The 25,866-nt window shown below is 47.6% G+C and carries 26 protein-coding genes; 15 read left to right on the top strand and 11 right to left on the bottom strand.

Annotated features, from left to right (window positions below):
- The first annotated feature begins 5 nt into the window (after positions 1 to 5).
- Positions 6 to 527 (top strand): isochorismatase family protein, encoded by a 522-nt coding sequence (locus tag OH773_RS17215; protein WP_270140357.1) that lies wholly within the window; start codon positions 6 to 8, stop codon positions 525 to 527.
- A gap of 95 nt (positions 528 to 622) precedes the next feature.
- Positions 623 to 1,840, top strand: coding sequence for a peptide antibiotic transporter SbmA (gene sbmA / locus OH773_RS17210; protein ID WP_270140355.1), 1,218 nt, complete (start codon positions 623 to 625; stop codon positions 1,838 to 1,840).
- A gap of 36 nt (positions 1,841 to 1,876) precedes the next feature.
- Here the strand turns inward: sbmA and OH773_RS17205 are convergent, their stop codons facing one another.
- From OH773_RS17205 to OH773_RS17195, 3 genes are read right to left on the bottom strand one after another with little or no spacing between them, the layout of a single operon-like run.
- Entirely contained in the window at positions 1,877 to 3,412 is a 1,536-nt protein-coding gene (locus tag OH773_RS17205; protein ID WP_270140353.1) for a DHA2 family efflux MFS transporter permease subunit, read from the bottom strand.
- Between the two features lie 10 nt (positions 3,413 to 3,422).
- A complete protein-coding gene (locus tag OH773_RS17200) occupies positions 3,423 to 4,601 on the bottom strand; it encodes an efflux RND transporter periplasmic adaptor subunit (protein WP_270140351.1) in 1,179 nt (392 codons plus the stop codon).
- Positions 4,602 to 4,621: 20 nt separating this feature from the next.
- Positions 4,622 to 5,077 (bottom strand): MarR family transcriptional regulator, encoded by a 456-nt coding sequence (locus OH773_RS17195; RefSeq protein ID WP_183271382.1) that lies wholly within the window; start codon positions 5,075 to 5,077, stop codon positions 4,622 to 4,624.
- Positions 5,078 to 5,269: 192 nt separating this feature from the next.
- On the opposite strand from OH773_RS17195, the gene OH773_RS17190 reads away from it, so the two are divergent.
- On the top strand, positions 5,270 to 6,379 hold the full coding sequence (locus tag OH773_RS17190) for a DUF1615 domain-containing protein (RefSeq protein WP_270140347.1): 1,110 nt from the start codon (positions 5,270 to 5,272) through the stop codon (positions 6,377 to 6,379).
- A gap of 99 nt (positions 6,380 to 6,478) precedes the next feature.
- Here the strand turns inward: OH773_RS17190 and OH773_RS17185 are convergent, their stop codons facing one another.
- The 3 genes from OH773_RS17185 to OH773_RS17175 all read right to left on the bottom strand — a co-directional run bounded on the left by OH773_RS17185 (position 6,479) and on the right by OH773_RS17175 (position 9,451).
- Positions 6,479 to 7,114, bottom strand: coding sequence for a LuxR C-terminal-related transcriptional regulator (locus OH773_RS17185; protein ID WP_270140345.1), 636 nt, complete (start codon positions 7,112 to 7,114; stop codon positions 6,479 to 6,481).
- A gap of 290 nt (positions 7,115 to 7,404) precedes the next feature.
- Positions 7,405 to 8,046, bottom strand: coding sequence for a helix-turn-helix domain-containing protein (locus OH773_RS17180; RefSeq protein WP_270140343.1), 642 nt, complete (start codon positions 8,044 to 8,046; stop codon positions 7,405 to 7,407).
- A 1,078-nt stretch (positions 8,047 to 9,124) separates the two neighbouring features.
- Complete coding sequence (locus tag OH773_RS17175) at positions 9,125 to 9,451, bottom strand: DUF2755 family protein (RefSeq protein ID WP_270140341.1); 327 nt, start codon at positions 9,449 to 9,451, stop codon at positions 9,125 to 9,127.
- Positions 9,452 to 9,724: 273 nt separating this feature from the next.
- On the opposite strand from OH773_RS17175, the gene OH773_RS17170 reads away from it, so the two are divergent.
- Positions 9,725 to 9,955: a DUF2754 family protein gene (locus OH773_RS17170; protein ID WP_270140339.1), complete on the top strand. Its 231-nt coding sequence runs from the start codon at positions 9,725 to 9,727 to the stop codon at positions 9,953 to 9,955.
- Between the two features lie 3 nt (positions 9,956 to 9,958).
- Here the strand turns inward: OH773_RS17170 and ddlA are convergent, their stop codons facing one another.
- Positions 9,959 to 11,059 carry a D-alanine--D-alanine ligase gene (ddlA, locus tag OH773_RS17165; RefSeq protein ID WP_270140337.1) on the bottom strand — a complete coding sequence of 367 codons (1,101 nt, stop codon included), beginning with the start codon at positions 11,057 to 11,059 and terminating at the stop codon, positions 9,959 to 9,961.
- Positions 11,060 to 11,319: 260 nt separating this feature from the next.
- Between ddlA and OH773_RS17160 the strand changes: the two genes are divergently transcribed.
- The 4 genes from OH773_RS17160 to adrA all read left to right on the top strand — a co-directional run bounded on the left by OH773_RS17160 (position 11,320) and on the right by adrA (position 14,825).
- Positions 11,320 to 12,540 (top strand): multidrug efflux MFS transporter, encoded by a 1,221-nt coding sequence (locus OH773_RS17160; protein ID WP_270140335.1) that lies wholly within the window; start codon positions 11,320 to 11,322, stop codon positions 12,538 to 12,540.
- 253 nt (positions 12,541 to 12,793) lie between these two features.
- Positions 12,794 to 13,054 carry an anti-adapter protein IraP gene (gene iraP / locus OH773_RS17155; protein WP_183271374.1) on the top strand — a complete coding sequence of 87 codons (261 nt, stop codon included), beginning with the start codon at positions 12,794 to 12,796 and terminating at the stop codon, positions 13,052 to 13,054.
- Between the two features lie 235 nt (positions 13,055 to 13,289).
- On the top strand, positions 13,290 to 13,607 hold the full coding sequence (locus tag OH773_RS17150) for a PsiF family protein (protein WP_270140333.1): 318 nt from the start codon (positions 13,290 to 13,292) through the stop codon (positions 13,605 to 13,607).
- A 90-nt stretch (positions 13,608 to 13,697) separates the two neighbouring features.
- A complete protein-coding gene (adrA, locus tag OH773_RS17145) occupies positions 13,698 to 14,825 on the top strand; it encodes a diguanylate cyclase AdrA (protein WP_442865691.1) in 1,128 nt (375 codons plus the stop codon).
- Positions 14,826 to 14,859: 34 nt separating this feature from the next.
- Here the strand turns inward: adrA and proC are convergent, their stop codons facing one another.
- A complete protein-coding gene (gene proC / locus OH773_RS17140; RefSeq protein ID WP_183271371.1) occupies positions 14,860 to 15,669 on the bottom strand; it encodes a pyrroline-5-carboxylate reductase in 810 nt (269 codons plus the stop codon).
- Between the two features lie 172 nt (positions 15,670 to 15,841).
- Here proC and OH773_RS17135 point away from each other — a divergent pair, with 172 nt between their 5' ends.
- The 5 genes from OH773_RS17135 to ppnP all read left to right on the top strand — a co-directional run bounded on the left by OH773_RS17135 (position 15,842) and on the right by ppnP (position 18,506).
- Positions 15,842 to 16,303 (top strand): YaiI/YqxD family protein, encoded by a 462-nt coding sequence (locus OH773_RS17135; RefSeq protein WP_183271370.1) that lies wholly within the window; start codon positions 15,842 to 15,844, stop codon positions 16,301 to 16,303.
- Between the two features lie 110 nt (positions 16,304 to 16,413).
- Positions 16,414 to 16,938, top strand: coding sequence for a shikimate kinase AroL (gene aroL, locus OH773_RS17130; protein WP_183271369.1), 525 nt, complete (start codon positions 16,414 to 16,416; stop codon positions 16,936 to 16,938).
- 44 nt (positions 16,939 to 16,982) lie between these two features.
- Positions 16,983 to 17,174 (top strand): YaiA family protein, encoded by a 192-nt coding sequence (locus OH773_RS17125; protein WP_270140328.1) that lies wholly within the window; start codon positions 16,983 to 16,985, stop codon positions 17,172 to 17,174.
- A gap of 280 nt (positions 17,175 to 17,454) precedes the next feature.
- Positions 17,455 to 18,132, top strand: a complete 678-nt coding sequence (locus tag OH773_RS17120) for an AroM family protein (protein ID WP_270140326.1) — start codon at positions 17,455 to 17,457, stop codon at positions 18,130 to 18,132.
- Between the two features lie 80 nt (positions 18,133 to 18,212).
- Positions 18,213 to 18,506: a pyrimidine/purine nucleoside phosphorylase gene (gene ppnP, locus OH773_RS17115; protein ID WP_270140324.1), complete on the top strand. Its 294-nt coding sequence runs from the start codon at positions 18,213 to 18,215 to the stop codon at positions 18,504 to 18,506.
- 41 nt (positions 18,507 to 18,547) lie between these two features.
- Here ppnP and rdgC read toward each other — a convergent pair whose 3' ends face one another.
- Positions 18,548 to 19,459 (bottom strand): recombination-associated protein RdgC, encoded by a 912-nt coding sequence (rdgC, locus tag OH773_RS17110; RefSeq protein ID WP_270140322.1) that lies wholly within the window; start codon positions 19,457 to 19,459, stop codon positions 18,548 to 18,550.
- A 125-nt stretch (positions 19,460 to 19,584) separates the two neighbouring features.
- Here rdgC and mak point away from each other — a divergent pair, with 125 nt between their 5' ends.
- Positions 19,585 to 20,496 carry a fructokinase gene (gene mak, locus OH773_RS17105; protein WP_270140320.1) on the top strand — a complete coding sequence of 304 codons (912 nt, stop codon included), beginning with the start codon at positions 19,585 to 19,587 and terminating at the stop codon, positions 20,494 to 20,496.
- A gap of 96 nt (positions 20,497 to 20,592) precedes the next feature.
- On the opposite strand, the gene sbcC is transcribed toward mak, so the two are convergent.
- A complete protein-coding gene (gene sbcC / locus OH773_RS17100; RefSeq protein WP_270140318.1) occupies positions 20,593 to 23,748 on the bottom strand; it encodes an exonuclease subunit SbcC in 3,156 nt (1,051 codons plus the stop codon).
- Complete coding sequence (sbcD, locus tag OH773_RS17095; RefSeq protein WP_270140316.1) at positions 23,745 to 24,962, bottom strand: exonuclease subunit SbcD; 1,218 nt, start codon at positions 24,960 to 24,962, stop codon at positions 23,745 to 23,747. The genes sbcC and sbcD overlap by 4 nt, the downstream gene beginning before the upstream one ends.
- 202 nt (positions 24,963 to 25,164) lie before the next feature.
- On the opposite strand from sbcD, the gene phoB reads away from it, so the two are divergent.
- Positions 25,165 to 25,854: a phosphate response regulator transcription factor PhoB gene (gene phoB / locus OH773_RS17090; protein ID WP_064549213.1), complete on the top strand. Its 690-nt coding sequence runs from the start codon at positions 25,165 to 25,167 to the stop codon at positions 25,852 to 25,854.
- Positions 25,855 to 25,866: the final 12 nt, after the last annotated feature.

The following is a 25,866-nucleotide window of genomic DNA, read 5'->3' as shown; positions in this document are numbered from 1 at the left end:
TAATCATGCCTGCCCAGCGCGTACTGATGGTTATTGATATGCAAAATGGGGTATTTGAAGCCCCACGTATTAACCGGGACATCTGCACGACACGCATTAACCAATTGATCAACGCCGCCGATAAAGTCATTTTCATCCAACATACGGAACAGGGGTTGGAGCAGGGAACTGCGGCGTTTGAGCTTTTACCTGAGTTAATACAACCCTTTGACGCGCTTTACGTGACGAAAACAGCGTGCGATGCGTTTTACCGTACTGAACTTGCTGAAGTCCTCGATCGCCACCAGATAAACGAATTTGTGGTTTGCGGTTGTGCAACGGATTACTGCGTGGACGCTACTATTAAAAATGGAACGAGCCGCGGTTATGCCATGACTGTCGCAGCAGACGCGCATACAACAGCAAATCGCCCGGCGGCGCTTGCTGAAGTGTTGATCGAGCATTACAACGATGTCTGGCGTAACTTTACGATCCCTGGAAATACTCTGTTGGTTAAGTCCACCGCGGAGATCCTGGAGCAGTGGTAAAGCAGTAAACCTTACATCTCTTGATACAACATTGAGTGAGCCTTATTTAGTCGGGATGGTTATAACAATAAAAGTGTGTTTTCAGGAGTGTTGTAATGTTTAAATCGTTTTTCCCACGCCCGACAGCGTTTTTCCTGTCGGCTTTTCTTTGGGCAATGATCGCCGTTGTTTTCTGGCAGGCTGGTGGTGGTAATTGGCTTGAACATCTTGCTGGGGTGAAGGGCGAAGTACCCATCAGTGCCGCCCGATTCTGGTCTTTGGGCTATCTGGTGTTTTATGCCTACTATGCCTTTTGCGTCGGTGCGTTTGCGCTTTTCTGGTTTATCTACAGCCCGCACCGTTGGCAATACTGGTCCATTCTGGGCTCTTCACTCATCATCTTCGTGACCTGGTTCCTGGTGGAAGTCGGGGTCGCGGTGAATGCGTGGTATGCCCCGTTCTACGATTTAATTCAGACGGCGCTTAGCTCCCCTCATAAAGTTACCATTGAGCAGTTCTATCATGAGGTTGGAATATTCCTGGGCATTGCACTGATTGCAGTGATTGTTGGCGTGATGAACAATTTCTTTGTCAGCCATTATGTATTCCGGTGGCGCACCGCAATGAACGAATACTATATGGACAACTGGCAAATGTTGCGCAACATCGAAGGTGCTGCGCAGCGTGTGCAAGAAGACACCATGCGTTTTGCCTCAACGCTTGAAGATATGGGCGTCAGCTTTATTAATGCCATTATGACGTTAATCGCCTTCCTGCCTGTGTTGGTGACTCTATCCGCACATGTTCCTGATTTGCCTATTGTCGGGCACATCCCATATGGACTGGTGATCGCCGCGATTATCTGGTCATTACTGGGGACCGGCTTACTGGCGGTTGTTGGGATTAAACTGCCCGGGCTCGAGTTTAAAAATCAGCGTGTAGAAGCGGCTTATCGTAAAGAGCTGGTTTATGGTGAAGATGACCCGTCTCGTGCCTCCCCACCAACGGTTAAAGAGCTGTTTGACGGCGTGCGCAGAAACTATTTCCGCCTGTACTTCCATTACATGTATTTCAATATTGCACGTATTCTCTACCTGCAAGTGGATAACGTATTTGGTTTGTTCCTGCTCTTCCCGTCAATTGTTGCGGGGACCATTACCTTGGGTCTGATGACGCAAATCACTAACGTATTTGGCCAGGTACGCGGTTCGTTCCAGTATTTGATTAGCTCATGGACAACACTTGTTGAGCTGATGTCTATCTACAAACGTCTTCGCAGCTTTGAGCGTACGTTGCAGGATATTCCTGTCGAAGCGGCAGGGGAATCAGCCTAAACAGTAAAATCTGGCGGGGCTCCCCGCCAGATTGTTTTAGTGCCCTGCCGCTGGAGCACTAGGTGCACCCGAGCGAATAAACGGTGGACGAGCGAACCAGATAATCACAATCAGCCCCATAAACCCCCATCCCAGAATCCAGAAGTAGTCAATGGTCGACATCATGTAGGCCTGCTGCTCTATGGTTTTATCAACAAACGCCAGATGCTGTTGCGTTGCGCCACCCATCTTATCCAGATAATCAACCGCTGACGGATTATAAATCGATACGCTCTCGGTCAGATTAGCATGATGGAAAACTTCCCGACGTGACCAAATCCAGGTGGTCAGCGACGAGGCAAATGAGCCCCCCAGTACGCGGAAGAAGGTGGCTAAGCCTGAACCTTCCGCCACTTCGGCACCCTGAAGATTCGACAATACAATCGTTGTTAAAGGCATAAAGAAGAATGCCACGCCAATGCCCATAAACATCTGTACTTCAGCGATAGTGCGGAAATCAACATTGGTATTGAACTGCGCACGGAACAAGCAGGATGCGCCCATAATCAGGAATGACATCGACGCCAGGATTCGTAAATCCACTTTGCTGGCATAACGGCCGACAATCGGCGTAAGTAACAGTGGCAGGAAGCCCATCGGTGCAGCAGCAAGCCCGGCCCAAATTGCCGTGTAGCCCATCTGCGTTTGCAGCCATTGCGGCAGGATAATATTGATGGCGAAGAAGGCTGCGTATCCCAGCATCAATGCTGTGGTACCAATCGCAAAGTTGCGCTCTTTAAACAGACGCAAATTCACAATCGGATGTCGCTCGCCCAATTCCCAAATAACAAAAGCTATCAGGCCAATCGCAGAAATCACCGACATGATGATAATTTCTGGCGAGGCAAACCAATCAAGATCGTTGCCTTTATCCAGCACCACTTGCAGCAGCCCAACGCCAATCACCAGCAAACCGATGCCGATGTAGTCGATGGGAGCTGTGGTGGTCGTTTCTTCGCGCCCACGCATTTGTGTCCAAACTGCAATCGAGGCGAAAATACCGATTGGCACGTTGATATAAAAAATCCACGGCCAGGAGTAGTTATCGGTGATCCAGCCACCGGTAATTGGCCCAACTATCGGAGCAACCACTGTCACCATAGACAGCAACGCCAATGCCATACCGCGTTTCATGGGCGGGAAAATGACCAGCAGCAGTGTCTGGCACATCGGGAACATAGGCCCGGCGAAAAAGCCCTGCATGGCGCGGAAGATAATCAACTCCGTCATGCTGTGTGCGAAACCGCACAGGAAAGAGGTGAGGGTGAACATCACCACCGAGCCGATAAACAATTTTAGCTGCCCAAAGCGCCGGGTAAACCAACCGGTGAGCGGTAATGCAATCGCGTTACACACCGCAAATGAGGTGATAACCCATGTGCCTTGATCAGCGCTGACCCCAAGGTTGCCGGCAATCGTCGGCAATGCGACGTTTGCAATAGTCGAGTCCAGCACTTGCATGAAAGTTGCTAACGACAGCGCGAGCGTCGCAAGCAGCAGACTGGGGGGCGTATACGCCGCCTTATCTTGCATAACGTCTCTCTTAATGGGGGCGTAAAGCTACCGCATTGCTGTTGTCATGAAGGATTTTCGCTACCAGTTTGTCAGCCTCTTCCAGAGAGTCTTGATAGACATCGGTGGTGAAGCGAGGCGAGCTAACCGTTTTTTGTGGCAGCAGGTGACCATCCTCGTTGCGAATATCCACTCGTGCATTCATCGACAAACCGATACGCAGCGGATGTTTCTGCATATCGTGTGGATCGAGCGTGATACGAACGGGTAAGCGCTGAACGATTTTTATCCAGTTACCACTGGCATTCTGGGCAGGGAGCAAAGAAAACGCGCTGCCGGTACCGATACCCAGGCTTTCAATGGTTCCATGGTATTCGACATCGTCGCCGTAGAGGTCGGCGTTGAGCGTCACTTTCTGTCCCAGACGCATAGTGTTCATCTGGCTTTCTTTGAAGTTGGCATCAACCCACACTTCATTGAGCGGCACAATTGCCAGCAATGTCGTTCCTGAGTCCACACGCATCCCCAACTGCACGGCGCGTTTAGCGACATAGCCACTCACTGGCGCAACAATGGTCGTGCGCGAGTTATCCAGGTAACGCTGCCGAAGCGTTGCTACGGCGGTTTTGATTTCCGGATGACTATCAATCACGGTGTCATCAACCATCGCCAGGTTGGTATGTAATGCCTGTTGCGCGGCGGCTAAGTCACTTTGTGCGCTGGTGACTGCATCGCGGTAATGCGAAAGATCTTCAGCCGCAATCGCACCTGTCGAGAATATTTTCTGGCGGCGGGCGTAGTCATTTTGAGCAGTTTGCAGGGCGACCTGTTTAGTGGCGACCTGTGCACGGTAATTATCCGCTGTGCTGTATAACCCGCGAACTTGGCGCACAGTATTTGCAAGGCTGGCTTCTGCTTGTTGAAGCGCAATTCTGGTATCGCTGGGGTCAAGTAACACCAGTGGCTGACCTTTTTCGACAAAATCCCCTTCATCAGCGGTGACCTGAGTGACTGTTCCGCTGATTTGCGGAGTTAGCGCGACCTGGTTGCCGTTCACATAGGCATCATCTGTGGACTCATAAAAGCGAGCGTATAAAAAATACCATGCGAGACAGCCAGCGGCCGCCAACACAAGAATCAGGATAAAAATAATAAAATTACGTTTGCGCTTACTGGATCGCTGAACGTGTTCTTCTGGAGTCGTTTCCATCTTTTGGCCTTTATACGGTGTTAACGATGCGGCGCAGTGATGTCGTCCGGTAGCATTTTGGTAATTAATGCGACCAGTTGTTGAGATTCATCTTGCGTCAGGCGTGCGGTGAGAGAGCCGATAATTGAGGCGAGCGCTTCATTCTGAAAGCGGTCACAAATCAACAGACCTTTGTCAGTCAAAGCCAGAATCACCTGGCGTTTATCTTGCGGATTCGGGTGACGAACGATGAGCTCGCGCTTGACCATGCGGTCAACCATACGGCTCATTGCACCTGCGTCCATGACCAGGGCTTTGCTTATTTCCGCTGGGCTAGTCACACCTTTATAAATATTAATCAGCACTTTAAATTGCGGCGCAGTGATATCCATGCCAGAGAAGTATTGGCTGATAAGCTGATCTTTAAACTGGTTTGCGAGGTGAATGAGCAAACCGAGATGGAATTTGTTATCGATAATACCCGGATTGTTTTTCATGATACTTGCCTGGTCAATAATTACATGTGAAATTACTGACCAGGCAAGCAACTGTCAAGTTTGCGTCAAGAAGACCGCACTTTATGTCAGTACGCGAGTTTGTACTTAACTCTAAGCCAATCTCCGATAAACGCCCGGGCTCAGAACTGTTATTGTTTGCAAGTCTTACAAAAACAATCACAACGGAACGTTATGACCACAGCCACTTTAAACAGACAGCATGGATTTTTCGCACTTAGCCTGGGCGCACTTTTCGTTTTGGCGGGGTGTACCACTAAAACTGCACCTTCAGTATCAGAAACATCAAAACCGGTAGACGTCGAAACGGTGGTAAAGCAGAAAATCCCTGCCAACGTAAAAGACCGCAACAACCTGGCGAAAGAGTTAGCGACTGCCTTTAAGAGCCAGAAGATTGCACCAAGCGAAGAAAATATCTGCTCTGTCCTGGCTGTCGCGCAGCAAGAATCCAATCTGGTTGCCGATCCGGCAGTGCCAAATCTGAGTAAAATTGCCTGGAAGGAGATCGACCGTCGCGCTGAAAAAATGCATATTCCGGTTTTTTTGGTTCATACCGCGTTGTTAATCAAATCGCCGAACGGTAAGAGTTACAGCGAACGTCTGGATAACGTGAAAACGGAAGGGCAGTTGAGCGCGATTTTTGATGATTTCATCGATATGGTGCCAATGGGGCAAAAGTTGTTTGGCAATCTGAACCCGGTTCATACTGGCGGCCCGATGCAAGTGAGTATCGCTTTTGCTGAACAGCACACTGCGGGTTATCCATGGAAAATGGAGGGAACCGTGCGGCAGGAAGTGTTCACACGGCGAGGTGGTTTATGGTTCGGCACCTACCATTTACTGAACTATCCGGCGAATTACACTCAACCAGTCTATCGTTTTGCAGATTTCAACGCCGGATGGTATGCCAGTCGTAATGCTGCATTTCAGAGTGCGGTCAGCAAGGCAACCGGCGTAAAACTGGCGCTGGATGGAGACTTAATTTTGTATAACACCGATAAAGCTGGCAGCACCGAACTGGCGGTCAGGAAGTTGACAAACCAACTCGGGATGAGTGAAAGCCAAATTCATCGCGCTTTGCAAAAAGGTGACAGTATCGACTTTGAGAAAACCGATTTATATCAGCAGGTTTATGCGCTAGCGGAGAAGAAAGCCGGTAAGAAGTTACCGCGAGAAATGCTGCCTGGCATCACACTGGAAAGCCCGAAAATCACCCGAAATCTAACGACAGCGTGGTTTGCAAAACGGGTAGATGAGCGACGAGCTGCGTGTATGAAATTGTAGCCAATTCCCTCCGTAATTATCGTTTGCTAAGCGATCACAACTCGCAAGTAACCGACAATCCGTAGTGAGATGGTCTAAATCATCTCACTACGGATAACATCATTTCTTGATTAAATAATATAAATTGTCATTTGGCGATAAAAGGAAATTCTCCTTTTGTGAGAACTTTTGTATAAACATGAGTAAGTCAATTTTATTTTTTAAATTAAACTTCAACATCATATTGTACTTGCGAGAAAAAGCTGTTTTATACGGTATGTCCAACTCTTCAGCTATCTGCCTGATTGACATATCATATAGAAGATTCAATATCATAAATTCTGCAGTTGTGATTTTCTTTATTGAGCAACCTTCACATGGGTTTTCATTGTTTTTATTTGTGTTGCGGTTTTTTTCTTTATTCTTGAACGCAAGAGATAACTTCTTTCGCAGAGTGGTTACCGTGTCATTTTTTGTCAGGAAAGTAATGTTTATTATACATTTTGGCAATTTTGATATAGAAGGTTCTTTATCAGTTATGCCGATTAAAACACTGTTTTTTCTTTTTATGAAGTAATTTGCGTGACATATATTTTCGTCACCTGGATTAAATCGAAAAAAGATAACGTCAGCTGTTTTTAAATTTTCATCTGACTCATTCAACATGAACTCAATGTTACTATTATAGCACTGACTTAATAGGTTTTTTATTCCTTTGTTAAGATATAAGTTTGAATCGTTTATTATTATTTTCATGACTATCACTCTCTTCCTGTCAATGCTAACTATTGCAACTCCAGTTTGTCCCTGTTTTTAATTTCATAAAAGTATAATAAAACACTTTCCTGTGTCTATTTTGGGAATGAGGCAGTGAAGGCGTTGTTTATAGAGTCGAAGCAGTTGTTTAGGCACTGGCCCCGCTGTTTTTAATGAAGCGTTTCGCAATGACTATAGATAATATTAAATATGGTGGATTTGAATCAAACAAAAGCAACATAAAGATTTTAACTTTAAGTGGCTGTATTTGTTGTGAATTGCATCAATGATTAGTATCCTGATGGTAATTTGTTCATTTCAACTAATTTCCCTCTGTTCATTTTAATATAGCCGCCAGACACAAGGTCTTTAAGTACTTTGTTAAGAGAACTTCGAGAGACTGGTGTTCTGTTTAGGATGAAATCAAATACTGATATTTCATCAAGCTTATCCCTTTTAAATCGCCAGAGGATTTCAAGATGATTTTTTATAACATTATAAACGCTATCTTGATATAATATTGAATCTCTCAGATAGCAAATATCTAAATAGTGTGACATTATAGTTGAAATATATATCCAAAGGTTTTTTTTGTTGGCTATATCTATTAATTCTGACATTGGTATTGAGATGAGTTCTACGTCTGTAACCGTATTTATATAAAATAAATCATTTGATGTGAATATGCTTGAAAGTCCAATGATTGCTGGGGCGTAAACATTGAGGACAATTAAATTACTGTTAGTGCTTCGCAGTTCTATTTCACCAGAGATTAAATGGAAAACCGATTTTTCTTTATTGTTATAAAATGAGATTTCTTGCTTTTTTGATGAGATGATTCTCAGTTTTTGAGGGCTGTTATCAATTTCTATACCTATTTTTTTATGTGCTTCCTGTACCTGATCGCTAACAACTAACATATTGGTAAACATAATCAAAAATCCTTCGAGATAACTTACTCAATGTAAGAATGATCCATGCAGTATTCTTTGCCTGCCCAATTCATTGTTAGTGACCAATCACTGTATGTGATAAGGCTAAAAAGAACAATGTTAAAATAGTTTTGTAAGTTAAAAAACTAATAGTGCATAAATATAATAATGTTTGTTAAACAAAATATTATTATGGCAGAATATGGAGTTATTAAAAAGAAATTTTATGTGTAAAAAAGAACTTTGCTATATGTATATATATACATGATAAATTTTCATGATGAGGTGTAATCAGAATGAAGTTTCAAACACCTTTGGGACAATGAGATTTTATTCGAGTCATGATTAGAGATCGAGTGCGTCAGGATTTTGAATATAACAGTTCTGCTGAAATAAGCGAGGATTGTGTTATACCTTGCATGTTTTTCCGGACAATTACACATATTCCCGATGCGAGAGCTTTCTAGTGTCAGCACTTTTGATATTTAATTTCAAAAAGCTGAGTCAATCCTTGGGCTGATTATCGATAAGTAAGCCATCAATGAACTAGACTTGCTGTGTTATTTTTTTTTGCAATAAAATCATGGCGTTGCATTTATTAGGTGTAAGGGTGCACATTGTGTTATTTATTTTTGGCTAATTATTTGTCTATTTATGGCTATTTATTTGCATACAAACAGGCTTTATTTCATTTTGGTTGAATGATACTTTGCTGTATCTAAATAATAGTTTTAATCTTTGTAAGTATGCGATGTTAGCAATAGCTAATTGGCATTGATCGATTTTCATTTGTTGAAGCTTTCATTATATACTGTACTTCAATTAATTTAGGCGTCGCTTTAGCAATTAAAAAGTAATTTTTGAGATTGTGGGGTTCATAATATTGCGTCTGGTTTCGAAACGGCTGCGGTTGGGGGGGGAGGTGACGGTACTCTGGATAGTAAGGGCAGTAGTAAAGTTTACACGATGCTTATTAACATCGGGTAAAACTACCGGTGGTCGAGGAGGCATTACCGTAGATGGAGCGAATTCGCTAATATTTGCGACCATCGGCAAAGATATTTTTAATGAGCCAGGGCTAAAAATGATGACGGTGGTGGAACCTCATCACCAGGCAAGCCATACCGAGTAGCATGCATCCCGCAAGAAACGGCACCAGGCCAAAAACAGTGCTAATTGCAAATCCCATTTCGATACGCGGGCGTGTGGCATCGTTACCTTGGGCGAGATGTTCAAGTACGCCAGGGGCGTGAACCATCAAACTCAGGATTTGGGTGCCAACCCAAAAGCAGAATAAAATGAACGCGGCGTATGCCAGATTACTCCGGGTAGCTCTTTCTACTTTCGTTGTTGAAACCGTGGTTATGACCGGAACAACCTGTTTCGACAAACTTATATCAGTCATCACGCCCTCCCCATGAAACAGTAAAACGATCCAGGCATCTGCCTGATACTTCAATTGCGTTGAGTTTGGCAGGTCGTACTGTTTGTCAATATCAGATTGTTGGTAATTATTGGGGCAGAATAGTCCTGGTTTGTGAATATATGTCTGAGATCACATATTCGTAACTTAGGTGAAATTTCCGTAACATTATCCTGTTTGTCTCGCATTAACGTGCGGTTTAACGTCGCGCGCTATGCCACAATGAGTCCTCTTTTAGCCCTGACGGATTGCACCATGTCTGCGAAAACATTGTCTTTGAAAATGCGCCGTGACTGGCACTATTACGCCGTAGCGATTGGCCTGATCTTTATTTTGAATGGTGTCATTGGCTTGCTGGGATTTAAAACCGAAGGCTGGCAAAACTATGCGGTCGGGTTAGTGACCTGGATTATTTGTTTCTGGCTGGCGGGATTTATCATTCGCCGCCGCCCGGAACCAGAAGAACCGGCGGCGGCGAAAGAGTAGAGCTTAAGCCGTTATCGAACTTTTCAGGGCGCTATCTTGCTGGTGGCGCTCAAGAGCCAGCTCAATCAATCTTGTAATCAGTGTTTGATAGTCTAAGCCGCTTGCCTGCCAGAGTTTTGGATACATGCTGATATTGGTGAAACCAGGCAGCGTATTGATCTCATTGATAATAACTTCATTATCAGCGGTCAGGAACACATCCACCCGCGCCATTCCACTGCATTCCAGCGTCTGATACGCACGTACTGCAATTTCACGGATTTTATCGTTGATATCAGCGGCAATCGCGGCAGGCACCACAACTTGCGCACCTTTATCATCGATATATTTGGTGTCGTAAGAGTAGAAATCACTGTTTACGACCACTTCACCGCAGGTGCTCGCTTGTGGTGCATCATTACCCAAAACCGCACATTCAATCTCACGGCCTTTGATGCCCGTTTCTACCACAACTTTATGATCAAACTCGAAGGCTAATGCCACAGCCGTTTCGTACTGTTCAGCGGTGCTGACTTTGCTAACACCAACAGATGAGCCCTGGTTGGCAGGCTTAATAAACAAGGGTACGCCCAGTTTTGCTTCAGCTTCAGCAAAGCTGATGTTATGACGGTTTGCACGGTTAAGAGTAATAAACGGTGCGATATTCAGCCCGGCATCGCGCAGCAGGCGTTTTGTCACATCTTTATCCATGCTCACAGCGGAACCCAACACGCCGGAACCGACAAACGGTAAGTTAGCCATGCGCAGCATCCCTTGCAGGGAGCCATCTTCGCCTAACGTGCCGTGAACGATTGGGAAAATAACATCTACTGGCGCTAAAAACTGTGCGGAGGAGGATTCAATCAGCTGGTTTTCTGTTTGGCCTGGCACCACGGCGACATTTGTCCCTGAGCGATTCAGGGCGATCAATGCCGGATTTTCTGCGTTTAACAGATAGTTGGATGCATCATTGACGTGCCACTGGCCCTGTTTATCAATCCCCAGTAACACCACTTCAAACTTTGATTTATCTATGGCGTCGACAATATTTTTCGCCGACTGCAGCGACACTTCGTGTTCTGCTGACTTGCCACCAAACACGATACCCACCCGCAGTTTTGCCATGCCTAAACCCATCCTTAAACTGTACAAAGGCGGACAACATACCACGCTCATTGCGAGGATTCATGTGCTTCCTGCAGCTTAAAATCGTGCCACATCTATAATGATTATTCCGTAATCAATGAGGTGCGGAGTATCAGCGGTTTTAGTTTCGCCAATTTCATCTCGGGATGCGCCGCAACGACAGATGTCATTAAATTAAAATTTTATGATATGGTTCAAAGTATTCCGCTTATTTACTTCACTTATAAAGCGTGCACGGTATGGAATCCTGGAAGGTCAATTTAATCTCGGTATGGTTCGGGTGCTTTTTTACCGGATTAGCCATCAGTCAAATTCTGCCGTTTTTGCCGCTCTATGTTGAACAGCTCGGCGTTACTTCTCATCAGGCATTGTCAATGTGGTCTGGGCTGACCTTCAGTGTGACGTTTCTGGTTTCTGCTATTGTCTCGCCAATGTGGGGTAGCCTGGCCGACAGGAAAGGCCGGAAATTGATGCTGTTGCGGGCATCGCTCGGGATGGCGGTCGCCATTTTATTACAGGCGTTTGCCACTAACGTTTGGCAGCTCTTTATTCTACGCGCCGTCATGGGGCTCACCTCTGGCTATATTCCCAATGCGATGGCGTTAGTGGCCTCTCAAGTCCCTCGGGAACGCAGCGGCTGGGCTTTAAGTACACTTTCAACCGCACAAATCAGTGGGGTTATTGTCGGTCCACTTCTGGGCGGGTATATGGCAGATACCCTCGGATTGCGGGTGGTTTTTTACGTCACAGCCGCGTTATTAATGGTCAGTTTTTTAGTGACACTCTTCCTGATAAAAGAAGGTGCGCGGCCTAAAATAAGTAAAGCCGATCGTTTATCAGGCAAAGCGGTGTTTGCTTCTCTTCCTTATCCTAAATTGATGATCAGTTTATTTGTCACCACTATGGTGATTCAGCTCTGTAATGGTTCGGTGGGGCCAATACTTGCTCTGTTTATAAAACATCTTTCCCCAGAAAGTAACAATATTGCTTTTATCAGTGGCTTTATAGCGGCTGTTCCGGGGATCTCAGCTCTTATTTCAGCGCCACGATTAGGTAAGCTGGGTGACAGAATAGGCACCGGCCGAGTATTAATGGCGACGCTGATTTTTTCGGTAATATTATTTTTTGCTATGTCGTGGGTGACTTCACCAGGGCAGTTAGCCGTATTACGTTTTTTATTGGGTTTTGCCGATGGCGCAATGCTACCAGCGGTTCAAACGATGCTTGTGAAGTATTCCAGTGACCAGGTGACCGGGCGAATTTTTGGATACAACCAATCGTTTATGTATCTGGGGAATGTGGTTGGCCCCTTAATCGGTGCTGGCGTGTCAGCCGTGGCGGGTTATCGCTGGGTGTTCATTGCTACGGCGTTGGTCGTCCTACTCAACGTGTGGCAGTTGGCCATTATGTTACGGCGTAAAAAGCAGCAAGATGCCATGCGAGATCAGATGCTGCCGTAATCTTTAATGTTTGTGCTGCGTATTACTCCTTTTAATGGGGGCAAAAACTAACCAAAATTACATCAGCTATAAAGTATGCTGTTAATTTTAGATCTGAAATAACTTCGCAGTGCTATTTTTAAGTTAGCAGGGTTAAGATATTTTGCACTCTGACACAAATTCGCTAAGACATATAAAAATAGTCGTGATCCCCTCTAGGCAACATGAAACCAGAATGATAACTTCATGCTTCAAATCCTTTGGGGCAATTAAGATGAGAAATCTCATTTCTGAGTTACTGACCAGACTCGCCGAAAAAGAAGAAGAGTCAAAAGAGTTTGTTGCACAGATAGAAGCCCTTGAAATAGTCGTAACCGCAATTCTCCACAAAATGGAGTGCAGCCAATTACAGGCAATAACGACCAGCATTGAAGACGCTTTATCCAATGTCAGACCCAGTGATACGATTACATCTCATGACGCTCACCTGTTGAAGAAAAACTTAACGAGGCTCTTGAACCGCCCTTGCGTTTAAATTTTTGTATTACTATTGTGGTCTGCATTTTATTATTACCCTTCTTAATAATTAGTGAGGGTAATTAATGTTCTGCCATATACATTTTTTATCTCAGCTATAATCTATTTATTCTCATTACTCCTCTGAAAAGGTTCCAATAAATAGCGAAGCGGTAGAATATCTCCATCTGACAGTTCGCCTTTTCGCCATAAACATACCAAAATTAAAGTACTACCTTAAAAAGGATGGTGCTATGAAAACAGTATTAATGATGGCTTTATTGGTCGGTGTTATGGGTTCTGCGGTGGCGGCAGACAAAGCGCAGACACCGCAGCAACAGCGTATGACGACGTGTAATCAACAAGCTACCGCGAAAACCCTTAAAGGGGATGAACGTAAAACCTATATGAGTAACTGCTTGAAAAATAGCGAGTCAACCCCCGCAGATAAAAGCCTGACTCCGCAACAGCAGAAAATGAAAGAGTGTAATGCTGAAGCCGGGAAACAAACATTATCCGGTGATGCGCGTAAAACCTTCATGAGTAATTGCCTGAAAAAACAGCCTCAGTAAGCTAAATGGGTGAGTCGCTTCGCTGACTCACCCGAAAAATCATACTTCCCCCCAAAGTACGCTTTCTATAATTACGGCAAATGTTTCAGAATATTCCTAAATATCATGAATGATGATCATAACTCTGGTAAATGGCTTCCTGGGGGATTTATGGATAGCTCGACTTACCTCGATGAAGACCGGCATCGCTCAGGACGGCGATTTGCCCGTCGCATTTATATACCGAGAACTATTGGGTTAGGGACGGGCTTTTTCTGTGTCGCTTCGGTGCTGGTTATGCAGCCGATATCAGGATGGTGGTGGTTACTCCTGGTTGCGAACGCTTTTATCTGGCCGCATTTAGCATGGCAAACAGCCGATCATGCGCCAGACCCTGCTCAGGCAGAAACCCGTAATTTAATGATTGATTCTTTGATGGGCGGCGTTTGGATTGGGGTAATGGGTTTGAATGCGCTTCCCTCAGCATTAATACTTGCGATGATATGCATGAACAATGTCGGTTGTGGCGGGCTGAAATTGTTCTTTAACGGCTTAGGTTTTATTGTGCTGAGCTGCCTGTTGACGCTTGGCCTGTTTCTTATCCCGCTGAATCTACAGACCATGCCTTCTCAGGTATGGGTTTGCTTACCGTTTTTATTGATTTATCCCACTTACTTTGGACTGGTCAGTTACCGTACTGCACTAAAACTGTCCGAGCATAAACGTCGCTTTATGCACTTGAGCACACGCGATGGCATGACGGGGGTATATAACCGCCGTCACTGGGAACATCTGCTGCACGGGGAATATGATAACTGCCAACGCTACCAGCGAAATGCAACCTTGCTTTTGATTGATATCGACCACTTTAAATCGATTAATGATACCTTCGGCCATGATGTGGGGGATGAAGCTATTCTTGCCATTACCGAACATTTGCAGCTTACATTGCGTATCACTGATGTAGTAGGGCGCTTCGGTGGTGACGAATTTGGCGTGATCATGTCCGGCACGTCGCAAGAGAGTGCGATACAGGCAATGGCTCGTGTACGAGACTATCTTGATGAGTTCCGTTTACCTCATGCACCGCATTTCTCACTGCGTATCAGTGTTGGTGTAGCGGAATTTGATCGCAATATGGTGAGCTATCGCGAATGGTTAAAAGCGGCTGATGTGGCGTTGTATAAAGCTAAAAAACTTGGGCGCAGCCGTACAGAAGTGGCTGATATCGCCGCTTAAAACCCTCTCCTGAAAACAGGAGAGGGGCACAAAATTATGATTTACCTAAGTGCTCGGACTTCGCCATACATTTCACCATGGCTTCCATCACTGCGGCTCTGAATCCTTTTTCTTCCAGCACTTTCACCGCTTCAATAGTTGTACCGCCTGGTGAACACACCATATCTTTCAGCTCACCTGGGTGTTTGCCGGTTTCCAGTACCATTTTGGCTGAGCCCATGACGGCTTGTGCAGCAAATTGATATGCCTGTTTGCGCGGCATTCCGCCCAGAACAGCAGCATCAGCCATGGCTTCGATAAACATAAACACATAAGCAGGCGCTGAACCGCTAACTCCCACAACGGGATGAATCATGGATTCAGAGACCACTTCGGCAAGCCCAAAGCTGCGGAAGATGTTAACCGCATCTGCAATATCTTCGGGTGTGGCCAGCGCGTTTGGCGTGATGGACGTCATCCCAGCATTGACTAACGCTGGTGTATTTGGCATTGCGCGAATGATTTTGCGATCGTGGCCGAGCGCTTTGGCCAGAGAATCCAGAGTAATACCCGCAGCAATGGAAATCACCACCGAGTCTTTATTCAAGCTGGAACTGACTTCACTGAGCACTTTTAACATGACATTCGGTTTCACCGCGCCGAACACGATATCCGCAATTTGTGCCACATCCTGCGCACTTTCTGCTGCGTTAACACCGTATTGCTCGTGCAAGGCTTGAACTTTATCGGGTGAAGGGGTGTAGACCCAGATATTACCTGGAAGTACCTGTCCACTGGCTATCAGACCACCAAGGATGGCTGTTCCCATGTTGCCGCAACCAATAAAACCAATCTTCTTATCCATAGTCTCACTCCATCTTTTGAGTTGTGTGATGAGCATAGCTTAACGTGCATTCTGATACTCGCGCTACGCTAAAGCAAAACAGCCTTCCTTCGTAGCCGTGAAAGATAAAGTTTGCGATTCTGGAAAAGCACGGCAAGATCGCCCCCATTAGCCCCGACAATCAGGAGTTGTCATGCAAATCTGGGTGGATGCTGATGCGTGTCCAAAAGTGATTAAAGAAGTGTTATTTCGTGCAGCAGAACGCGCACAAATTATGGTGACCCTGGTTGCTAACCAGGGGCTGAAAGTCCCGCCATCGCGCTTTATTCGTACCTTGCAGGTGGCAACGGGTTTTGATGTCGCGGACAACGAAATTGTGCGCCGTTGTGAAAAGGGCGATTTAGTCGTGACCGCAGATATTCCTCTGGCCGCCGACGTGCTGGAAAAGGGCGCGATTGCCTTGAATCCTCGGGGTGAGTTGTACACGCCAGCCACCATCCGGGAACGCCTGACCATGCGCGATTTTATGGACACATTAAGAGCCAGTGGTGTACAAACTGGCGGGCCAGATAGCCTTAGCCAGCGCGACCGTCAGCTGTTTGCCAATGAACTGGAAAAATGGTTGCTCGTCGCCAGTCGTTCAAAAAGCGCCTAAAAATAATGTAAATCTATTCCGCGTACTAGCTTGCTGATATTATGTTTCGCGTAACGAGAAACGTTACAGATTTTTACCCACTCTGGCGGACTGCTGAGGATTAGCCACTGATGACTCAACCTATTTATTTAGTCGGCGCACGAGGTTGTGGCAAAACAACCGTGGGTGTTGCACTAGCGCAGGCATTGGGCTGTAACTTTGTTGATACCGACCACTACCTTTTAACCAGCACTAAAATGAGCGTCGCTGACATCGTGGCACAAGAGGGCTGGGAAGGTTTTCGCCGTCGTGAGTCCATGGCGCTGCAAAGTGTTACGGCACCAGGAACGGTTATTGCCACGGGTGGTGGCATGGTTCTGGCCGACAGTAATCGTCAGTTTATGCGTGAGAACGGAGTGGTTATCTATTTGCGAGCACCGGCGCAAATTCTGGCATCCCGTTTAGAAGCTTTCCCTGAAGAAGGCCAGCGCCCTACGCTTACGGGCAGACCTATTACGGACGAAATCGTCGAGGTCCTCGCCGCACGTGAAGCGCTCTATAACCAGGCTGCACACCATGTTGTGGATGCCACGCGTCCTCCGGCAGAAATCGTAGAAGCGGTTCTGGCGGTACTGAATACGGCTCGGGCCTGCTGATTGTTGTCTATACTTAATGCTCATTCATCTCCAAAGGAAGTGTGATGGCGAGCAATCCTCCATATCCTCGGGAAGCGCGTATTGTTGCTGTTGAAAAAGGGGCCACGGACCAAACAGTGACCTGGTATCAACTTCGTGCTGACCATCCCCATCCTGATACGCTGATCAGTGAGCACGAGACCGAACAAGAAGCGCTGGATGCAAAACTGCGCTACGAAGATCCGCAAAAAACGTAAGATCCCGGCATGGATGCCATAATCGCCCCCTCATCTTTAAAGTTAATTCATTGATCTGGTGATTAATCACATCTTTCACTTCATCCATTTGTTAATAATTCATTATCGTGAAGTTGTATTAATGTCATTGACGTTTCGTTGAACATTGCGACAGGTACTCTGCAATTATGCTGCTACGCTTTGTGCTTAATTATTAATCGACCTTCAGCAGAGTATCATTCACAGGAAAGATACCAGCGCAGCAGTGAGGGGCTGATATGGGACAAGGGCGGAACGAAGCATGAAACAAACATTGGCAATTATTACCATCGGTGTTGTCCCGGTCAGTGAAATGCTGCCGCTACTTACAGACCATATTCCTGAAGAAAAAATAAAACTATTCAGTCTGTTGGGTAATCTCTCACATGAAGAAGTGATGACAGAATATGCCCTTTCCCCTGGCGAAGAACCTCTCATGACGCTTCTATCGGGGAACGTTTTAGTTGATTTAGGAAAACAAAAGGTGGAACGCGCCTTGCAGGATGTGATTGAAGTGCTGGATAACCAGGGTTTCGATGTCATTTTGCTGATGTGCTCGCACCGTTTTTCTAACCTTACCGTGCGTAAAGGTATTTTGCTGGAGCCGGAACGTATAATCCCGCCGCTGGTGGCTTCGATTGTCGATGGGCATCAGGTGGGTATCATTATCCCCGTCCCGGAAATGTTGAAATTTCAGCATAAGAAATGGCAGTTATTGCAAAGCGAACCCTTGTACGAGCTGGCGAATCCGATTCATGGAACCGAGCAGGATTTAATCGAAGCTGGGGAAAAACTGGTTAAGGACGGCGCAGGTGTATTGCTTCTCGACTGTCTTGGCTTTCACCAAACACACCGCGATTTGTTGCAAAAATCGTTAGATGTCCCGGTATTGTTATCGAACGTGCTGATTGCTCGTTTAGCGTCAGAATTACTCGCGTAACGGCGGGCAATAATTTGCGTGACAGGTTCTTCCGTTCCCCTCTATATTGTTTTTTCAACTATTTTAAAAAGGGCCAGGTCATGCTTCAAAGTAATGAGTACTTTTCCGGTAAAGTGAAATCTATTGGGTTTACCAGCAGCAGCACTGGCCGCGCGAGTGTTGGGGTAATGGTTGAAGGTGAATACGCTTTCAGTACTGCCCAACCAGAAGAAATGACAGTGGTTAGTGGGGCATTACACGTTTTGCTGCCGGGTGAAACCGAGTGGAAAACCTATGCTGCGGGCACCGTGTTCCATGTTCCAGGACACAGCGAATTCCATTTACAAGTTGCCGAACCAACGTCTTATCTTTGCCGTTATCTTACGGACAAATAAATAGTTTATTCCCCTCTTCCTCGTGGGAAGAGGGGAAAGGCTTAGCGCTGAGCTTCGCCACCTAACGCTTCAACCAGATTCTTAATCAACGCCGCCAATTCACCCGTCATCAGAATAAAATCGGCATCAAAACGCTGACCGAAATCTTCACGGTCGATGTCATCATTCTGCTCACGCAGCGTATCAGCAAACTTCAGACGTTTAATCGAACCATCATCGGCGACCAGAAATTGAATTCGTTCTTGCCAGTCGAGAGCCAGTTTCGTCACGACTTTATCTGCTTCGATATGGGCGGCAATTTCGTCGCACACCAGATCCTGCTGCTTACAACGAATCACGCCGCCACCTTCGAGAATGGCCTTGAGTTCAGCTTCATCCATCAGCGCAAAACTTGGAGGAACGTCGCCTGAACGTACCCATTCAGTCAGCGTCAGCTCGATGGGGGTTTCCAGAGCAAGCGGGACAACCGGCAGTGAACCGAGGCTTTTACGCAGCAATGCCAACGTATCTTCCGCTTTTTTGGCGCTGGCGCAGTCCACCATGATCAAACCGTTAACGGTATCGATCCACATCATCGTTTGATTGAAACGACTGAACGCACGCGGCAGCAAAGAGTGCAGCACTTCATCTTTCAGAGAATCTTTCTCGGTCTTTTTCAGCTTGCGAGCCTGATCGGCTTCTAGCTTGCTGATCTTTGCTTCCAGTTCTTGTTTAATCACTGGAGCCGGGAGGATTTTTTCTTCTTTACGGGCACAAATTAGAATTTGCCCGTTGGCGACATGGGTTAATGCATCGCTGTGCGAGCCCATTGGTGACACCCAGCCAGTCTTGGCCATATCCTGGCTGCCACAAGGGGTGAAAGTAAACGCGGCCAACTGTTTTTCCATCTCATCCGCTGAAAGCGTGATGTCACGGCTTAAACGGTAAACCATTAAATTTTTGAACCACAGCATGATTATTTCCCGGACTGTCAGTTAAACGCAGCGGGCATGATAGCGAATCAGGCGCTCTGTTTCATTGCCTTTACGGCCACACACTTCTATTCTATTGATAACACTAATTAAATGAGGGTATCGCTGTGCGCATTGGTATCGACTTAGGTGGAACAAAAACAGAAGTGATCGCTCTGGCGAACGATGGCAAACAACTTTTTCGCCATCGCTTGCCGACGCCAAAAAATGATTATCAGCAAACAATCGGTACCATCGTTGAGCTGGTGCGCCTGGCTGAAGAGGCAACAGGTGAGAAGGGAACCGTTGGGATTGGTATTCCTGGTTCGATTTCGCCGTATACCCGAGTGGTGAAGAATGCCAACTCCACCTGGCTCAACGGGCAGCCTTTCGATAAGGACCTGTGTGATGCGCTACAGCGTGAAGTACGTTTAGCCAACGATGCGAACTGCCTGGCTGTTTCAGAAGCCATCGACGGTGCTGCTGCCGGGGCGGCAATGGTCTTCGCAGTCATTATTGGCACTGGGTGCGGCGCGGGTGTGGCCATCAATGGTCGCAGTCTGATTGGCGGCAACGGGACGGCGGGCGAGTGGGGGCATAACCCATTGCCGTGGATGGACGAAGATGAACTCCGTTTTCGTGAAGAAGTGCCTTGCTACTGCGGTAAACAAGGTTGTATCGAAACGTTTATTTCCGGTACTGGCTTTGGCACTGACTACTATCGCCTGAGCGGAAAACCGTTGAAAGGTAATGAGATCATGCATCTTGTCGATCGACAAGATCCGGTAGCCGAACTGGCGATCGCGCGCTATGAAATGCGTCTTGCTAAATCGCTGGCCCATATCGTCAACATTCTGGATCCGGATGTTATCGTGTTGGGTGGCGGGATGAGCAACAACGAACGTCTTTATAAAACGGTGCCGCAGCTGGTGAAACCGTGGGTGTTTGGTGGCGAGTTTGAAACCCCAATTCGCAAAGCGGTGCACGGCGATTCCAGCGGCGTGCGTGGTGCGGCGTGGTTGTGGCCGCTTGAGAAGTAATTTCCCCTCACCCTGACCCTCTCCCTGAGGGAGAGGGGATAGTCCAGGTTTGCTTTCCTCCCTCTCCTGGGGGAGAGGGCTGGGGTGAGGGCCGCATTACTCGACAGCGAATTCCTTCGCTAACCGACTCACGCCCAACCCGTTAATCTTCTTCACTTTAATCTGTACCGGAATCCGCTCTTTCATCGCTTCGACATGGCTTATCACGCCGATGGTTTTGCCGCTGGCATTCAGGGTGTCCAGTGCATCCAGCGCGGTATCCAGTGTCTCCGCATCCAGCGTGCCAAAACCTTCATCAAGAAACAGCGAATCGATGCGCGTTTTATGGCTCACCAGGTCCGACAGCGCCAGTGCCAGCGCGAGGCTCACCAGGAAACTCTCACCACCTGAAAGCGTGCGTGTATCGCGCACCGCGTCAGCCTGCCATGTATCCACGACTTGCAGCTCCAGCGCTTCGCTATCTTTGCGTTGCAGCAAATAACGCCCGTGTAAACGGTTGAGTTGGTTGTTCGCCAGCCACACCAGATTATCGAGCGTCAGGCCCTGGGCAAACTTACGGAATTTATCGCCTTCCTTCGAACCAATTAATGCATTCAGATAGCCCCAGTCTTCCACTTGCTGTTGGCACTCGACGATGGACTGCATCAGCCCTTGCTGGCGCTGGCGGTTTTCCGCATCGTGGCGTAGCTGTTGCTGAATTTGCCCCTGCTGCGTGGTGTTCTCGCGCAGTTGCTGATGGCATACCGTCAGTTGTTCTTCCAGCGAACTCAGTTCTACATCTTCAGCAAGCGTTGCAGGGCGAGCGGCTTGATGCTCAGTCAGCGCCTTTACAGCCTGCTGATACAGTGTGGTTTGTTGCTGATGCTGTTGCTCAAGATGTTGTTTTTTCAATTCAAGCTGCTGGCGTTCTGTTTCATCCAGTAGTGCGGCCTGGAATGACTCCGTATCCGCGAACGGGCTGGTGGTCAGTGCTGTCAGGAACTGCGCGCTTGCCTGCTCTACGCGGCTTTCTTCCTGTTGCAGTTGCTGTTGCAGTGTCTTCCACTGGCTCTCCAGAGCAATGCAGTCATTGTGCAGGGTATGCCAGTTTTGCAGCGCTGAAATTTGTTCGCTTTCGGAAAGCGGAGCGGGTGTAGTGCCATCATCAACCATCGCATTAAGCAGGCTTCCCAGTGCGTCGAGTTGCTGTTGCAAGCGTGGGAGTTGCTCATTGTGCTGCTGCCAACGCTGTGATTCCTGTTGGCGTTCCGCCAGCCAACTGCTTTCTTCGCCATTGGCCGGATATTGAAGGCCTACACTTTCCAGCGCAGCGTTCAGTGTTTCGCGTAGGGACGCTATCTCTGCGGCAAGTTTTTGGTGCTGAAGCCGCAATTGAGTGAGCTGTTCTTCCAGTAAGATCCGTTGGCTAAGTTGATGCAGTTGTTGCTCACGATGTTCTTCGCTTTCCAACCACCGCTGGAGGTCATCTTCTGGCGTCAGTGACAGTTGAAGGCGGGAGCACAATTGCTGCCAGCGCAAACGCAGAGCGGCTTCTTCTTCAGTGAGCGTATTAATGGCAGCCAACATGCTTTCACGCTGTGAACGCAGCGTATCGAGTTGGCCTTTCATTGCAAAACCGGCTTCCGCAAGGCTTGCCACTTCGCGCTTAAGTACCGCCAGCCGCTGCTGATTTTCCCCTGGTTGGATGGCCTGGTAGTCAGCAACCGCCGGATGTTGCGTCGAACCGCACAACGGGCAAGGTTGCTCAGGTTGCAGACGGGCGCGTTCTGCTTCGAGGCTGACAATACGGCTTTCCAGCTCGCACACTTTTTCCAGGTCACTTTCGTGCTGGCGTCGTTCTTTGTATTGCTGGCGTTTAAGTGCCAGCTCCGCATCGCACTGGGTTATCTGCTTTTCAAGCGCGGTAATATCCTGTTGCTGCTGTGTTTTGCGTTTTAGCAATGAGGAAAGTTGCGGTTGTATGGTCGCAAGCTGCTGGCGCAAAGGGCGTGCTGAAATCGTTTCTTGTAAGTGCGTGCTCACTTCATCTGCACTGAGTGCAAGCTCAACTGCTGGCAGTAATTCGAGCTTTTTCTGAAGGGCTTCGATGTCACGCTGAAAGTCTTGAAGCTTTTTTGCCTCATTTTGCTGTTGGCTGAAGGCCATGCGCCAGCCTGTGAGTTCAGCACCCCACAAGCGATAGCTGTCGTGTGTTTTCAGCCATTGTTGCAGTTCGGTACTTTCATGCGCCAATTTTGCAGCCTGGCTTGCGGCAGCTAGTCGCGTCTGCTGGCGGCGCACTGTCGCCTGACGTAAGCGAGTATTCACTTCTTCCGTCTGAATGCGGGTATTTTTCAGCGTAGTTTTCAGTTCTTGCAGGCGCTGCCAGTCAGGGCGCAATTTTTCTGCAGGTTGAGCTCGCATCAGCTTTTCGAGTTGCGGTGCCGCTTCCTCAATAGCGCGAGCGGCCGTATTCAACGCTGCTTCTGAATGCGCGTGGTGTTGAGTCAACTGGTTGAGTTGACTCAGCCACTTCTGATGGAGCTGAAGCGTTTGCTGCTCCGTAAGACGATTTTTTTCTTCAAGAGTAAGTAATTGCAAACTGGCAGAAAGCTGCTGGTGCTGCTCATCGCTTAACAGCGCAACACCTGCCGCCTGCGCTTGTAAGTTCTCAAGTTGGCTGCGTACATTTTTATGATTTTCAAATACCGCCGCAGAAACAGCGCCGTAAATCTCCGTTCCGGTAAGCTCTTCAAGCAAGGACGCGCGGTCATTGGCATCGGCATTTAAAAACGCCGCAAACTGGCCCTGCGAGAGCATCATTGAGCGGGTAAAGCGGTCGTAATCGAGACCGGTTAATTTGGCGGTGACATCGAGCTTATCTTTTACTTTATCAGCGATGATTTTGCCGCTTGCCACTTCCGCAAGCTCAACGCGTGGAGCTTGAAGATTACCGTTTGCTGCGTTGCGCGCCCGATTTTGGCTCCAGAATGCGCGGTAGGCTGTGCCTTTGACTTCAAACTCCACTTCCGCCAGACATTCGGCAGTGTCGCGGGTCATGAGATCATTTTGTGATTGTGAGACCGTGTTGAGACGCGGAGTTTTGTGATAAAGCGCGAGGCAGATAGCATCCAGCAGTGTTGTTTTTCCGGCCCCTGTCGGCCCGGTTATTGCGAACAAACCATTGCTGGCGAAAGGCTCGCGGGTGAAATCAATTTTCCATTCCCCTTTCAGGGAGTTTAGATTTTTTAACCGCAGGCTGAGGATTTTCATGCCTGTTCCTCCGCGTCATGCAGACTTGCCACGGTTTGGGCAAATAGAGTGCGTAAACGCTGTGCGCGTTCCTCTGTCGTCTCTTCCTGAACCAGACGGCGCTCAAAAACATCTTCTACCGTCAGTTCGCTCAGTGTTTCTTTGTGTTGTTGAGCAATGACACGCTCGCGCTGCTCACGGCTACGGCGCAGCAAAACGACTTCAACTGGCAGTGTTTCAGTCAGTTGCTGAATATGGCGCTGCATATCATGCAGATATTCGTCGGTGGCGATTTCGATGTCCAACCAGACTTTGGGGTCTGCGGGGGCATCGCGCCATTGAGCAAGCTGCTGTTCAATTTCGCCCAATGAACCTTTGATCACCGCTAAAGGCTGGCTAACAGGGACCGGAAGTGGGGTAACCTCACTCAATTTACCTTCTGCAAACTCAACCAGATAAACGCTTTTGACCTTACCGGTTTCGTCAAAACTCAACGGTATTGGCGAGCCGCTGTAGCGGATATGTTCGGTGCCACCAATTAATTGTGCGCGATGAATATGTCCCAGGGCGATGTAATCCGCATGCGGGAAATGCTGCGCCGGGAAGGCGTCTAGCGTGCCAATATAAATGTCGCGCACCGCATCCGTTTTCGTCACACCCACCGTGGTTAAATGCCCGGTGGCGATAATCGGCAGCTTCGCATCCGCACGTAAATCACACGCCGCGCGGAAACACTGCTGATAATGTTCGCTAATGGACTCCATTAATGAACGCTGCTTTTCGTGGCCGGATAAACCCGCCTGGCTGTTTTGAATATCGCGTGGACGCAGAAAGGGGATGGGGCACAGAATTGCCCCCGGCTTGCCATCTTTCTTATTGAGCACCATAGCTTGTTGGCTGGCATCGTGACGGGCGCTGGCGATGACATAAGTGTTAAGGCACGCCATTAATTCTCGCGATTCGTTAAGTGTTGCAACAGAATCGTGATTCCCCGCCAGAACCACCAGGGAACATCCGGTTGCCTGAAGCTGCACCACAAATCGGTTATACAGTTCACGGGCGTAGCTCGGCGGCGAGCCAGTATCGAAAATATCCCCTGCGACAATAATCGCATCCACATCATGAACGACTGCGGTATTGAGCAACCATTCAAGAAATGCCTGGTGCTCTGGACCGCGGCTTTTGGTATAAAAATTTTGACCAAGATGCCAGTCTGATGTGTGAATAATGCGCATAACCTATCCAGTGGCTTAAAAGCGAAGTCTCGATTATAAAGGGGTGAGGCGAAAAACGTCATATCTGTCTGTGTCATAAATCAAAATGATGAGTCATCAAACAGTCATGTATTTCATAAATCTGTCATAAATCTGACGCATAATGGCGCCGCATTGAAACAACAATTACACCTTTGGGTATCTTCCTTTAGCAGGGCGAATCATGGCGAAGCGTATTTTAGTCGTAGAAGATGAAGCTCCAATCCGTGAGATGGTGAGTTTTGTGCTCGAGCAAAACGGTTTTCAGCCTGTAGAAGCGGAAGATTATGACAGTGCAGTGAATCTGCTTATTGAACCTTTCCCGGACCTGATTTTACTGGACTGGATGTTACCAGGCGGCTCAGGTATTCAGTTTATCAAGCATTTGAAACGTGAGGCATTGACGCGTGAAATCCCCGTGATGATGCTGACGGCGCGCGGTGAAGAAGAAGATCGCGTGCGTGGCCTTGAAGTCGGGGCCGATGACTACATTACCAAACCGTTTTCACCCAAGGAGTTGGTAGCTCGTATTAAAGCTGTCATGCGCCGAATCTCCCCAATGGCGGTGGAAGAGGTGATTGAAATGCACGGGCTAAGCCTTGACCCGTCGTCACATCGCGTGATGACCGGTGAAAATCCTTTGGATATGGGCCCGACGGAATTTAAGTTGTTACACTTCTTTATGACGCACCCGGAACGGGTCTATAGCCGTGAACAGTTGCTTAATCATGTATGGGGCACCAATGTTTATGTCGAAGACCGAACTGTGGACGTCCATATCCGGCGGTTACGCAAAGCGCTCGAACACAGTGGACATGACAGAATGGTACAAACAGTACGCGGTACGGGTTATCGGTTCTCAACCCGCTTTTAACCCCTTAGCAGG

Source organism: Buttiauxella sp. WJP83 (assembly GCF_027594725.1).
In the GTDB taxonomy this organism is placed as follows: domain Bacteria; phylum Pseudomonadota; class Gammaproteobacteria; order Enterobacterales; family Enterobacteriaceae; genus Buttiauxella; species Buttiauxella selenatireducens.
Note: the sequence above shows the minus strand (reverse complement) of the source record. Positions and strands in the feature narration are given on the sequence as shown.